The 12674-nt window shown below is 69.3% G+C and carries 12 protein-coding genes; 8 read left to right on the top strand and 4 right to left on the bottom strand.

The genetic code is table 11. The features are described 5' to 3' along the window. Nucleotides 1-195: 195 nt before the first annotated feature. Entirely contained in the window at nucleotides 196-1344 is a 1149-nt protein-coding gene (locus tag J4Z35_RS00190) for an SAM-dependent methyltransferase (RefSeq protein WP_074040186.1), read from the bottom strand. Nucleotides 1345-1414: 70 nt separating this feature from the next. On the opposite strand from J4Z35_RS00190, the gene J4Z35_RS00185 reads away from it, so the two are divergent. From J4Z35_RS00185 to J4Z35_RS00165, 5 genes are all read left to right on the top strand, one after another. After that, nucleotides 1415-1972 (top strand): AAA family ATPase, encoded by a 558-nt coding sequence (locus tag J4Z35_RS00185; RefSeq protein ID WP_074040188.1) that lies wholly within the window; start codon nucleotides 1415-1417, stop codon nucleotides 1970-1972. Between the two features lie 190 nt (nucleotides 1973-2162). After that, nucleotides 2163-3113, top strand: coding sequence for a DUF2520 domain-containing protein (locus J4Z35_RS00180; protein ID WP_062256007.1), 951 nt, complete (start codon nucleotides 2163-2165; stop codon nucleotides 3111-3113). A gap of 90 nt (nucleotides 3114-3203) precedes the next feature. Further along, nucleotides 3204-4061 (top strand): pantoate--beta-alanine ligase, encoded by an 858-nt coding sequence (gene panC / locus J4Z35_RS00175; RefSeq protein WP_074040190.1) that lies wholly within the window; start codon nucleotides 3204-3206, stop codon nucleotides 4059-4061. A 71-nt stretch (nucleotides 4062-4132) separates the two neighbouring features. Next, nucleotides 4133-4387, top strand: coding sequence for a hypothetical protein (locus J4Z35_RS00170; RefSeq protein WP_074040192.1), 255 nt, complete (start codon nucleotides 4133-4135; stop codon nucleotides 4385-4387). A gap of 161 nt (nucleotides 4388-4548) precedes the next feature. After that, nucleotides 4549-4884, top strand: a complete 336-nt coding sequence (locus J4Z35_RS00165; protein WP_006943971.1) for an Lsr2 family protein — start codon at nucleotides 4549-4551, stop codon at nucleotides 4882-4884. Between the two features lie 121 nt (nucleotides 4885-5005). On the opposite strand, the gene ligD (J4Z35_RS00160) is transcribed toward J4Z35_RS00165, so the two are convergent. Together ligD (J4Z35_RS00160) and ligD (J4Z35_RS00155) are read right to left on the bottom strand one after the other, a co-directional pair. Continuing rightward, nucleotides 5006-5884: a non-homologous end-joining DNA ligase gene (gene ligD, locus J4Z35_RS00160; protein WP_074040195.1), complete on the bottom strand. Its 879-nt coding sequence runs from the start codon at nucleotides 5882-5884 to the stop codon at nucleotides 5006-5008. Beyond that, the gene (gene ligD / locus J4Z35_RS00155) at nucleotides 5881-6849 is read right to left on the bottom strand and encodes a non-homologous end-joining DNA ligase (RefSeq protein WP_208065234.1); all 969 of its coding nucleotides are present in this window, start codon (nucleotides 6847-6849) and stop codon (nucleotides 5881-5883) included. Before ligD (J4Z35_RS00155) ends, ligD (J4Z35_RS00160) begins: the two co-directional genes overlap by 4 nt. Nucleotides 6850-6898: 49 nt before the next feature. Here ligD (J4Z35_RS00155) and J4Z35_RS00150 point away from each other — a divergent pair, with 49 nt between their 5' ends. Together J4Z35_RS00150 and J4Z35_RS00145 are read left to right on the top strand one after the other, a co-directional pair. Beyond that, on the top strand, nucleotides 6899-7693 hold the full coding sequence (locus tag J4Z35_RS00150; RefSeq protein WP_208065233.1) for a Ku protein: 795 nt from the start codon (nucleotides 6899-6901) through the stop codon (nucleotides 7691-7693). A 29-nt stretch (nucleotides 7694-7722) separates the two neighbouring features. Beyond that, complete coding sequence (locus tag J4Z35_RS00145) at nucleotides 7723-8229, top strand: DinB family protein (RefSeq protein ID WP_208065232.1); 507 nt, start codon at nucleotides 7723-7725, stop codon at nucleotides 8227-8229. Between the two features lie 72 nt (nucleotides 8230-8301). On the opposite strand, the gene J4Z35_RS00140 is transcribed toward J4Z35_RS00145, so the two are convergent. Further along, nucleotides 8302-9756 carry a hypothetical protein gene (locus tag J4Z35_RS00140; protein ID WP_208065231.1) on the bottom strand — a complete coding sequence of 485 codons (1455 nt, stop codon included), beginning with the start codon at nucleotides 9754-9756 and terminating at the stop codon, nucleotides 8302-8304. 249 nt (nucleotides 9757-10005) lie between these two features. Here J4Z35_RS00140 and J4Z35_RS00135 point away from each other — a divergent pair, with 249 nt between their 5' ends. Continuing rightward, nucleotides 10006-12630, top strand: a complete 2625-nt coding sequence (locus J4Z35_RS00135; RefSeq protein ID WP_131941681.1) for an ATP-dependent Clp protease ATP-binding subunit — start codon at nucleotides 10006-10008, stop codon at nucleotides 12628-12630. The last annotated feature ends 44 nt before the right edge of the window (nucleotides 12631-12674 follow it).

Raw genomic sequence — 12674 nt, 5'->3', positions numbered from 1 at the left:
GCCGGGCCTCGACTTTTTCCGCCGGATGCCTCGGTCGCGCGACTCGCGCCGCCGGAAGCGTTGCTGCTGTGGGCCGATCGGCTCCCCCTCGCCGGACGCCGCCAGGTGGCGCGTCTCGGGGCTCTTCGTGCCAGGCGGGGGCGACAACCCGGCACGACGGGCGTTTTCGGGTGGTCGAAGGTGGCGGTGGCCGCGTCAGCCGATCGTCCGCGTGAACCACGCGAAGGCTCCGAGGCCACCCGGATGCGTTGCCGTCGCGAGCGCCGAGCGGGCCGCGAGACGAGCGAGGTAGACGGGTGGGTCGCTCGAGGCGAGGGCGAGCGGAACGGGTTCCAGGGCCAGCTCGCCGAACAGTTCGAGCAGCACCTCGCGCTGGGTGCGCACGTCGTCGACATCGAGGGAATCGAGCGCGACGTGCGCCGTCACGTCGCACGAACCGTCGGGAACGGGCGCGCACTCGCTGCCGTCCCGGAAGCCGGTGAGGGTGCCGAACGGCGGCCGCGTGGCGCTCGTGGACGCGTAGTCGATTCCGACCACGACGCTGCCAGCCGCGGCATGACGCGTCACCTCCCCGACGAGCGCCGCCCAGGCCGCATCACGCGTCATGCCGATCTCGACGCGCTCGCCGGGTTCGCGACGGGTGGCGTTCTCGCGGCCATCGGTCGGAGGTAGGGCGTCGTCAGGCACGGGGTGGGGCGGTGGATCGTCGGGGGCATCGATCGTGGGCTGGGCCGCCGACGAATGTGGACGGAGATCGCCGACGTGGACAGGAATCGCCGTTGGGGCATGACGGGCGGCCCACCGGGCGGTGCCGGGAGGGAGTGGGGCGCCGAGCGTCTCGTCCCCGTCGGGCGTGACGAGTACCTCGCGCAGGACACCGTCGTCGTCAGCCTCCGCGATGTCGCACGGCACGACGTCGAGCCACTCGTGCGCGACGACGAACGCCCGACGACCTGCGATGACGTCGAGCGACGGAATCGACGCCCCTCCCGCAGAACGCACCCAGGCGATGCGGCTGCTGAGTTCGGGCGGACGCTCGACGACGTCCACGCCCACGAGGTCGACGTCATCAACGAACCGGCTGATGGTGTCGAGCAGTTCGCCACGGCCGCAGGCGAAGTCGACGACAACGTCCGCGTCGATGCGTTCGGCCATGGCGACGATCGCCTGCGCGAGCACCTCGTCGACGCCCGGAATGCCCTGCGCGTTCGTCGCAAAATGTCCCCCGGGGCCCTCGTCACGTCGATAGAAACCGTCACGGCCGTAGAGCGCGGCCTGCCAGGCGTCGCGCCACGGCACCGCGTGGCTCACCGGCATGTCGGAGTTCTCGAACTGCTGCGTCACGTCGCGACTCTACGTCGCGTCCACGCGTCGACCGCCCATGTCCCGACCGTGACGGCGGCAGAATGGGGCCATGCCCTTCCTCTCGCTCGAGGCCGACCTGCCGCCGGCGCGACGCGTCATCATCGCGGGGCCGTCGGGCAGCGGCAAGACGACGGCGTGTGCGCTCGTCAGCGATCGGATCGGGGTGCCGCATCATGAGATCGACGCGCTGTTCCACGGCCCCGGGTGGCAACCGCGCCCGCAGTTTCATGACGACGTCGCGCGGTTCGTCGCGACCGAGGCGTGGGTCACCGAGTGGCAGTACGGCGAGGTGCGTGACCTGCTCGCCGAGCGCGCCGAACTGCTCATCTGGCTCGATCTGCCGCGCGGCACCGTGACGCGGCAGGTCGTCAGCCGGACGCTGCGGCGACGACTGCTTCACCAAGAACTGTGGAACGGGAACACCGAAGGCCCGCTGCGCACCTTCTTCACCGACCCCGAGCACATCGTGCGCTGGTCGTGGCAGGGCCACGCGCGCTACCGGGGGCTCATCGGCGACGTCGCAGCTCGACGACCTCAGCTGCCGATCGTCCGCGTTTGTTCGCGACGTGAGCTGACGCATCTGATCGAGCGACTGCCCCGCGCCTGAGCGCCGGCAGCGCATCGAGACGAGTCGCCGCACTGACGGCCCGACGTGCGACGCCGCGTCTCGTCGAGCGGCCCGAAACGCACGCACCGAGCGCCGGGCGCCCCCGTCGGGCGACCAACGCCCATCCCGCACCGAGCACACGGCCCCGCAGTGATTCGAGGACCTCGCGGACGGGAGTAGCGTTGGGCGGGTGACTTTCGAGCAGCCGACCCCGCTCCCGGGTGCGCCGAGCCTGCGCGTCGGCGTCATCGGTGCGGGGCGAGTCGGTGCGGTGCTGGGGGCGGCGTTGCGCAAGGCGGGGCATGACGTCGTCGCCGTCAGCGGTGTGTCCGAGGCGAGCCGCGAGCGGGCTGAGGCGCTGCTGCCCGGAGTCCCCGTCCAGCAGCCGGCCGGCGTCGCAGCGGCCGCCGATCTCGTCCTGCTCACCGTGCCCGACGACGAACTCGCCGCTCTGGTCCACGGCCTCGACTTCCCCGGCACGCTCGGCCCGCGCATCGTCGTCCACACGAGCGGCGCGCAGGGCATCGGCGTGCTCGCGCCCGTCGTCGAGGCCGGCGGGGTGCCGCTCGCGATCCACCCGGCGATGACGTTCAGCGGCACCGCGGTCGACCTGACGCGCCTCGCCGGCTGCCCGTTCGCCGTCACGGCGATGCCCGACCACCGCATGGTCGCCGACGCGCTCGTGCTCGACATGGGCGGCGAGCCGTTCACCGTCGACGAGGCCGATCGCACGCAGTACCACGCGGCGCTCGCGCACGGCTCGAACCACCTCGTCACCCTCGTCGCGCAGGCCGCCGAGCTGCTGCGCCGCATCGACGTCGACGACCCGGGCCGCCTGCTGCGTCCGCTGCTCGAGGCCGCGCTCGACAACGCCCTCGAACGCGGCGACAAGGCGCTGACGGGCCCCGTCGCGCGCGGTGACGCGGGCACGTTGACGCGTCACCTCGACATGCTCGACGCGCTCGCCCACACTGGTGTGGCACTCGACATTGCCCCGACCTACCGCGCGCTCGCGCTCGCGACCGCGCAACGCAGCTCGGCGCGCGGCGCTCTCACCCCGACGCAGATCGACGCCGTCCTGACCGCGCTCGACGGGCCACCAGACCAGGGCGGGGTGGGCCCCGAGCCCCCGACGCCCTGATCCGTCCGCTCCGATCGTTCCTCCACAATCTCCGACACCCACCCCGTCAGGTTCGAGCCCCGTCCCTGACCACGCCACCGGGAGCCACGCATGACCGCACCTGTCGTCACCCACGCCCGCACCGAGTTCGCCGACGCCCGCGGCCGCTTCGGCGGCAGCGTCGGCGTCGTCATGACGATGGGGGCCCTGCACGAGGGGCATGCGACGCTCATCCGTCGCGCGCGCGAGGAGAACGACGCCGTCGTCGTCACGATCTTCCTCAACCCCCTGCAGTTCGCGGCGGGGGAGGACCTGTCGCGCTACCCCCGCACGCTGCAGCGCGACCTCGAGATCTGCGAGCGCGAGGGCGCCGACCTCGTGTTCGCTCCGAGCCCTGACGTCGTCTACCCCGACGGTGAGCCGGGCGTGCGCGTCTCGGCGGGCCCGCTGGGCGGCGTCCTCGAAGGTGCGTCGCGCCCCGGGCACTTCGACGGGATGCTGACGGTCGTCAACAAGCTGCTCAACATCGTGCACCCGACACGCGCCTACTACGGCCAGAAGGACGCGCAGCAGTTGCTGCTCATCAAGCGCATGGTGCGTGACCTCGACATGTCCGTCGAGATCGTCGGCGTACCGACCGTCCGCGAGTCCGACGGGCTCGCCCTCAGCAGCCGCAACGCCTATCTGAGCGAAGCCGACCGCGAGGTCGCGCTGTGCCTGTCGAAGGCCCTCCAGGCCGGTGAGGCCGCTCGTAACTCCGGCCCCGCCGCTGTACGGCGCGCTGCGCGGGACGTCCTCGTGCGCGAACCGCTGGCCCTCGTCGACTACCTCGTGCTCGTCGACCCAATCACGTTGGAGCAGGTGCCCGAGTACTTCCGCGGGGAGGCGCTGCTCGCCGTCGCGGCCAAGGTCGGCACGACCCGGTTGATCGACAACGTCCCCCTCGTCGTCGGCGGTCGCGAGGCCTGAACCGCGGCCTCGTAGACTGAACACCTGGAGCGGCCCGGCGACGCGGCTGCACGTGAAAGGAAGTGGAGCCCGTGGACAGCCTGTGGCCGGCCATCGAGACGCTCATTCCGTCGATCGGAATTCTCGGCCTGTTCTACCTCATCCTGCGTCACATCATGGAGGGCGACCGGCGTGAACGCGTCGCGCAGGCGCAATGGGAGCGCGAACACGACCTGACGAAGGGTGCCGTCGCGCCCGGCGACGAGGAGGCGCGTCTGCAGAATGCGCACCTGCCGAAGGCTGCACCCGGAACGATGAGTTCTCGCGCGACGACGCCCCCGGAATGATCGCCCCCATTCCAGGCGCGTGAATTGCGTCTGAGAAAACACTCGGGGAATGAGCGAAATCGGTTGCCGGGTTTCGCTCTTTCGCTTATCGGACGGTAATGTCGGGTTCGTCGCCTCGCCCCCGCGGGGCAGAATCATTCGCACTTCGAAGGGAGCCGATCATGGCTCAGCGCATCCATGTCACGCTGGAAGACGACATCGACGGCTCGGACGCGAGCGAGACCATCCAGTTCGCCCTCGACGGTGTGAACTACGAGATCGACCTGTCCGACGAGAACGCCGCCAAGCTGCGTGATTCTCTCGCCACCTGGGTCGGTCACGCTCGTCGTGTCGGCGGTCGTAAGCAGCAGTCGAAGGCGTCCTCGACGCGCGGCGGTGGTCGTTCCGACCTCAATGCCATTCGTGACTGGGGCCGCGCGAACGGCTGGACGGTCAGTGACCGCGGCCGCGTCTCGGCCGACCTCATGAAGGCCTACGACGCCGCCACGAAGAACTGACGTTCGCCACGGCGCGAAGAACTTCCAGAGAGGCCCTGTGCTTTCCGTGTGGAAAGTGCAGGGTCCTTCTGTCTTGTCGGCTCGACGCGCTTGCCTGCTCTTGTCTCGTTGTTTGATTCGTTCAGCGGAGCAGGGCGTCCATCGGGTCGGGCCGGTCGAGTCGTTCGTCGAGCACCTCGTGGAGGTCGAGCTGCCGCAGGGAGCCGGGCTTGGTGCGGGCCGTCTCGATCTCGTCCCACGTTCGCGGCGTGGCGACGAACGGCCGGTTGCGGCCACGCAGCGACCATGGGGTGATGGTCGTCTTGGCCGCGACGTTCTGCGACCAGTCGATGAACACCTTGCCGGGGCGTAGTGATTTCGTCATCTTCGCGGTGATGAGTTCGGGGCGCATCTCGGTGAGCTTCTCCGCGAGGGTGCGGGCGAACTCGCGAATGTCGTCACTCGAATGGGTGCCGTCGAGGCGTGCGTAGATCTGCATTCCTTTGCTGCCCGAGGTGACGGGCACGCTCGGCCAGCCGAGGGATTCGAGCAGTTCGTGCAGCAGGAGGGCGATCTCGGCGCATTCGTCAAGGCCTGCAGGTGCGCCTGGGTCGAGATCGAGGACGATGCGATCCGGGTTCTCCCGTGCGTCCCCACGCCAACGCCACTGCGGTGTGTGGAATTCGAGAGACGCGAGATTTGCGAAATAGCTGAGGGCGGCGACGGAATCGACGAACGGGTACGTGACGTCGTCGATCTGCGCGCGTTCGATCCACCGCGGTGCGCCCGCCGGGGTGTTCTTCTCGAAGAACTCGAGTTTTCCGACGCCGTGGGGAAAACGTAGTCGGGTGACCGGCCGATCTTTCAACTGCGCGAGAATGCGAGGTGCGACGCTCGCGTAATAGTGCAGTACCTCACCCTTCGTCGTCTCCGTCGCGGGGTACAGGATCTTGTCGAGATTCGTCAGGCGCAGCGTCCGCCCGTCGACCTCGACGACGGTGGGGCTCACCTCGGGGCTCATGCGTCGTCCTCACGTGCGGCGATGTCGAGGCGCAGCCCGGTGTATGCGGGCTGACGCAGCCGCCCGCCCGCGCTGCGCCCCAGGTGGGTGACGTCGATGAGGATCTCGGGGCGCACCCAGTGGGTGCCGACGGCGTCCTCCGCGGCGAGAGCATCGCGCGGCACGGCCGGCTCGGGCGCCGGCGTCAGCCACTCGAGCAGCGCGCGCCCGGCCGCGGCCGAGAATCCGGTGCCGACGCGTCCGCGATAGACGAGCTCGCCGTCGGCCCATTCGCCGACGAGGATCGCGCCCAGCGCGCCGACGGTGCCGTCGACCGGTCGCCAACCGAGGACGACGAACGTCTCGCGGGTGCGGTGGACGCTCTTGAGCCAGTCCTCGCTGCGCACGCCCGGGCGATACGGTGAATCCACGCGCTTGCTGACGACGCCCTCGAGGCCCGCGTCACGGGTCGCGGCGAGCAGCGCGTCGCCGTCGTCATGCGCGGGCGGCACCTGGATCGCGGAGCCGGCCTCGCCCTTCGTGCCGTCGATGCCGGCGCCGTCGAGCAGTTCACGACGAGCGCTCCACGGCAGGGTGACGACGTCATGCCCGGCCGCGCGCAGCACGTCGAAGGTCATGAGCTGCACGGGAGTGCGCGCGAGGATCGCGGCCTCGTCGGGGTTCACGGCGCGCATGCGCGAACGTCCGCCGCCGGGGGCGAGGCGGTGCATGACGGCGCGGAAGTCGGGCCGCCCGTTCGTCAGGGCGACGATCTCGCCGTCGAGCACGAGGTCGTCGAAGTCGCGCAGGTGCGAGCCGGTGATCTCGGGGAAGCGCGCGGAGCAGTCGGCTCCGGAACGCGTCGCGATCGTCACCTCACCGCCGCGGACGGTGACGATGGCGCGGATGCCGTCCCACTTCACCTCGTGGCGCCACGCGGGCCCGCTCGGCACGTGAGGTGTCGGTGTCGCGAGCATCGGGCGCATAGGCTCACCCTAGATGTGACACCGCACGAGCGAGAAGGGCGCGAAGGGCATGCGAGCGATCTGGAAGGGTGCCGTCAGTTTCGGCCTCGTCAACGTGCCGGTACGCCTGTACTCGGCGACGGAGAACCACGACGTGCAGTTCCGTCAGGTGCACGAGAAGGACGGCGGACGCATCAAGTACCAGCGTGTCTGCTCGATCGACGGCGAGCAGGTCGCCTACAGCGACATCGCGAAGGGGTACGAGACGCCCGAGGGGCAGATGGTCGTGCTGACGGACGCCGACCTCGCCGACCTGCCGCTCGTCACGAGCAAGGAGATCGCCGTCGACCGGTTCGTGCCGGCCGAGCAGATCAGCCCGCTCGTGCTCGACAAGGTCTACTACCTCGAGCCCGACAAGGCGGCACTCAAGCCGTACGCCCTGCTGCGTAGCGCGCTCGAGGAGAGCGGGCGCGTCGCCGTCGTCACGGTGTCGTTGCGCACGCGCGTGACGGTGGCCGTCCTGCGCGTCGAGGGCAAGGCCATCGTCCTGCAGACGTTGCTGTGGCCCGACGAGGTGCGCGAGCCCGACTTCGCCGTCCTCGAGGAGAAGACCGAGGTGACGGATGCAGAGCGGGCGATGGCGGCGATGCTCGTCGAGTCGTTGTCGGGTGACTTCGACCCCGAGGCGTACGAGGACACCTACGAGCAGGCCGTGCGCGAGGTCGTCGAGGCCAAGCTCGCGGGCGGCGAGGTCAAGGAACCCGAGGACAAGCCGGAGGAGAGCGCCGAGGTCGTCGACCTGCTCGCCGCCCTGCAGGCCAGCGTCGACCGGGCCAAAAAAGCACGCGGCGAAGCAGCGAGCTGACGCGCTGGACGCCGTGTGATACTCGGACGATGACGGCGAACCCCGACGCGCCCGACGTCTACGACGCTTCGTTCGAGCAGCAGATCGGGGTGTTCATCGACCAGCACCGGGCCATGATCGCTGCGTCCCTCGACGGGTTGAGCGAGGCCGAGGCCCGACGTCGGCTCGTCCCGTCGAAGACGACGCTGCTCGGCCTGGTGAAGCACGCGACGTTCGTCGAACGGGTCTGGTTCGAGGAGGCCCGTACAGGGCGCAGCCGTGCAGAACTCGGCCTGCAGCCCGGGCCCGACGAGTCGTTCGACCTGACGGACGCCGACACGTCGGCGTCCGTGCTCGACGTTTTCGCTCGCGCCTGCGAACGAACGCGACGCGCCGTGGACGGGGTGGGCGGCAACACCATCTGGTCAGGAAACCGGCGCGGCCCGTTGAGCGTTCGCTGGATCCTGCTCCACGTGCTTCGCGAGCATGCCCAGCACTGCGGGCACGCCGACATCCTGCGCGAACAGGTCCTCATGGAACGTAGCCGCTCGAGGTGATCGCCTCGGCGCCCCGGCCGTTGGCGGCGCCGGCCATGTCGATCGGCGCGGAACGCCCCAGCGGGGCAGGTGTCAGCGGATGACGCGGACGACGCGGTTCGTCAGCAGGTCGTGGGCCGCACGTCTGACGAGCGCGTTGGCATCCGGGTGCTCGCCGAGGGTGGCGGTGCAGACGTCGACGAGGTCAGCCAGCGAGCGGGGGCCGTCGAGCAGCGTCAGGTGGATGACGGCGCCGAGACCGTGCAGGTGCGCGGGCGTCGAGCCGATGAGCGTCAGCACCTCGAGCGAGTCCTCGTCGACGAGGGCGTCGACGAAGGGTGCGAGCGTCAGAACGGTGTCGTTGGTCAGGGCCTCGGCGCTGTCCGCAGGGCTCGCGACGGGATCCTCGCGCGTGGCGAAGGCGCGATCATCGTCGCCATCGCCGGCCGTGACGTCGGCATCCAGCGTCGCCGACGCGAGCGGCAGGTAGGGGTCGACGTCGGGCTGCTGCGTCCACCACGTGCCGGGCACGTGACGCCAGAACGGCTCCTGCGGCGCCAGCGTGAACACGTCGCGCAAGAGGGGGAGCGTGTCGGCGATCTCGCGATAACGCAGACGTTGGACGCCGCCGCCGGCGAAGGCTATCCGGGCGAGCAGGTCGAGGCAACCGTCGATCTGCGGCATCGCCGACGACTGCGGCAGGATGAGCGTCAACGCCTCGAACAGCGGCATCTCGCTCAGCTCGGCCTCGCCGGGCTCGTGAGTGCCGGCGCTGTTGTCGTCCTCGGCATCGATACGGTCGGGCGCGGCGCGCGTGGCGTCAGCTTCCGCATCGCCGCCGTTGACGCTCTCGTCAGGGCGGGCGTCGTCACGAATGCGGTCGAGCAGGACGAGCGGCCCGAGCCGCAACGCGCCGTCACGAGGCGGCGCCATGTCGAGGTCGTCGGGGCAGTGCTGCGTCTTGACGCCGGAGACACCCGGGTTGACGAGCACCGACAGCGGCTTGGGGTAGGGCATGACGTCGCGGCGGTCGTTGAAGATGAGCGTCTCGTCGGTGACGTAGCCGTAGCCGTGCGTGCAGTAGTGCTGCGTCGCCGTCGTCTTGCCGGTGCCCGACGCTGCGAACAGGCCGGCAACGACGCCCGTGTCGGGGTCGCAGACTCCACCGGCGTGGAGCATGACAAACTCGCCCGCACGCGCCGAGATGGCGCGGCCGGTGAGCGTCGTCGTCAGCGTGTAGTCGCCGGTGTCTGAGCCGCTGCCGGGGGCGTCATCGATTCGATCGACGGTGATCGTCTTTGCGATGTCGACCGGCTCGACCTCAGCCGTCCCGGCTGCTCGCAAGCCTGCGGCGCTCTCGCTGCCGACCGAACTGCCACCCCGACCCACCCGATGTGGCGCTCTCGGCAAGGGCGCGATCTTGCGCTGTGACGGCGCGTCCGGGCGGCACCAGTGCCACTGACGCGCGACGGCGTCACGACGCTCGGGCTGCACGTTCACCGCGAAGTCGAGGCCGAAGACGCGAAGCTCGAGGGGGCCGTCAGTCACGTGTCCAGCCTATCCGTGACGACCGTCATGGGTGGGGCAGACCCACGAGGGCATGCGCCCCTGCCGACCGGGATCGGGGCGCGAGGTTCCGCCCTGGGCGAACGCAGCAGCCAAACGCGCCCGGAGCGGAACACGGCGGGCACACGCGGCGTTGGCACCTTCGAAGACCGGTGGTGGATGCGGCGTCACGCTGACGTCGTCACCCGCCCCGGCTAGCATCGTGTGAGATCTCGGCATCGAGGAGATGACATGTTCGAACGGTTCACCGACCGCGCCCGTCGGGTCGTGGTGCTCGCGCAAGAAGAAGCGCGCATGCTCAACCACAACTACATCGGCACGGAGCACATCCTCCTGGGCCTCATCCACGAAGGGGAGGGCGTCGCCGCGAAGGCGCTCGAATCCCTGGGTATCTCGCTGGACGCCGTCCGCGAGCAGGTTCAGGAGATCATCGGCCAGGGGCAGCAGACGCAGTCCGGCCACATTCCCTTCACGCCGCGCGCGAAGAAGGTTCTCGAGCTGTCCCTGCGCGAGGGGCTGCAGCTCGGTCACAGCTACATCGGCACCGAGCACATCCTGCTCGGCCTGATCCGCGAGGGTGAGGGCGTCGCCGCGCAGGTGCTCGTCAAGCTCGGCGCAGACCTGTCGACGGTGCGCACCACCGTCATCCAGCTCCTGTCCGGATACCAGGGCAAGGGCGAGCCGCAGGCCGCGGGCGTCGGCGCGTCGTCGTCGGGTGGCCCCGCCGAGGGCACCCCGGCCGGTTCGACGGTGCTCGACCAGTTCGGTCGCAACCTCACGCAGGCTGCCCGTGAGGGCAAGCTCGACCCGGTCATCGGGCGTGAGAAGGAGATCGAGCGCGTCATGCAGGTGCTGTCGCGCCGTACCAAGAACAACCCGGTGCTCATCGGTGAGCCCGGCGTCGGCAAGACGGCCGTCGTCGAGGGTCTTGCCGCTGACATCGTCGCGGGTGACGTGCCCGAGACGCTCAAGGACAAGCACCTCTACACCCTCGACCTGGGCTCGCTCGTCGCCGGTTCGCGCTACCGCGGTGACTTCGAGGAGCGCCTCAAGAAGGTGCTCAAGGAGATCCGCACGCGTGGCGACATCATCCTGTTCATCGACGAGATCCACAGCCTCGTCGGTGCCGGTGCGGCCGAGGGTGCCATCGACGCTGCCTCGATCCTGAAGCCGATGTTGGCTCGTGGCGAGCTGCAGACGATCGGTGCGACGACGCTCGATGAGTACCGCAAGCACATCGAGAAGGACGCGGCGCTCGAGCGCCGGTTCCAGCCGATCCAGGTCAACGAGCCGACGATCCCGCAGGCCATCGAGATCCTCAAGGGCCTGCGCGACCGCTACGAGGCGCACCACCGCGTCACGATCACGGACGCCGCGCTCGTCGGGGCCGTCAACATGGCCGACCGGTACATCACCGACCGCTTCCTGCCGGACAAGGCGATCGACCTCATCGATGAGGCGGGCGCGCGTCTGCGCATCCGTCGCATGACGGCTCCGCCGGAGCTGCGCGAGTTCGACGAGAAGATCGCTCACGTGCGGCGTGAGAAGGAATCGGCCATCGACAGCCAGGACTTCGAGAAGGCCGCTGCCCTGCGTGACGACGAGCGCAAGCTCGTCGAGGAGAAGGAGGCCAAGGAGAAGGAGTGGAAGGCCGGCGACGTCGACCTCGCCGCCGTCCTCGACGAGGAGCTCGTCGCAGAGGTTCTCGCCGCGTCGACCGGTATCCCCGTGTTCAAGCTGACGGAGGAGGAGTCCTCGCGTCTGCTGCGCATGGAGGACGAGCTGCACAAGCGCGTCATCGGCAACGACGACGCCATCAAGGCGCTGTCGCAGGCCATCCGACGCACGCGTGCCGGCCTCAAGGACCCGCGCCGTCCCGGTGGTTCGTTCATCTTCGCCGGCCCGACGGGTGTCGGCAAGACGGAGCTCGCCAAGTCGCTCGCCGAGTTCCTCTTCGGTGACGAGGACGCGCTCATCACGCTCGACATGTCCGAGTACGCGGAGAAGCACACCGTCTCGCGTCTGTTCGGTTCGCCCCCCGGCTACGTCGGCTACGAAGAGGGTGGCCAGCTGACGGAGAAGGTGCGTCGCAAGCCGTTCTCGGTCGTGCTGTTCGACGAGGTGGAGAAGGCTCACGCCGACATCTTCAACTCGCTGCTGCAGATCCTGGAGGACGGTCGCCTGACCGACAGCCAGGGCCGCGTCGTCGACTTCAAGAACACCGTCATCATAATGACGACGAACCTCGGCACGCGCGACATCGCGAAGGGCGTCTCCCTCGGCTTCGCCGCGGGCAACGACCAGCGCAGCAACTACGACCGGATGAAGGCGAAGGTCGGCGAGGAGCTCAAGCAGCACTTCCGTCCCGAGTTCCTCAACCGTGTCGACGACACGATCGTGTTCCCGCAGCTGTCGCAGGCCGAGATCGTCGAGATCGTCGACCTCATGGTCGCGAAGCTCGACGAGCGCCTCAAGGATCAGGACATGGCGATCGAGCTCACGCAGGGCGCGAAGGATCTGCTCGCAAAGCGCGGGTACGACCCGGCTCTCGGTGCACGTCCGCTGCGTCGCACGATCCAGCGCGAGATCGAGGACCAGCTGTCCGAGAAGATCCTCTTCGGCGAGATCTCGAAGGGCGACCTCGTGCTCGTCGACGTCGAGGGCGAAGGCAAGGAGGCGACGTTCACGTTCTCCGGCACGCCGATCTCGCTGTCGAAGCACACGCGGGCGTCTGACAAGGTCGACACCGACATGAAGGGCGCGACGCCGAGCAGTGACGACCTGTCGGGTCCGATCGACTTCGGTGGCGCCGTCGGCGGTGGTCCCGGTGGCGGCGAAGGCGCTGCCGCGGTCTGATCGACGTTCCGACCGTGTCTGATGCGCGGTGACCTGTGCGGTGC

The organism is Dermacoccus sp. NHGro5 (genome assembly GCF_017565385.1).
Taxonomy (GTDB): Bacteria; Actinomycetota; Actinomycetes; order Actinomycetales; family Dermatophilaceae; genus Dermacoccus; species Dermacoccus nishinomiyaensis.
This window is presented reverse-complemented; position numbering and strand designations above follow the sequence as displayed.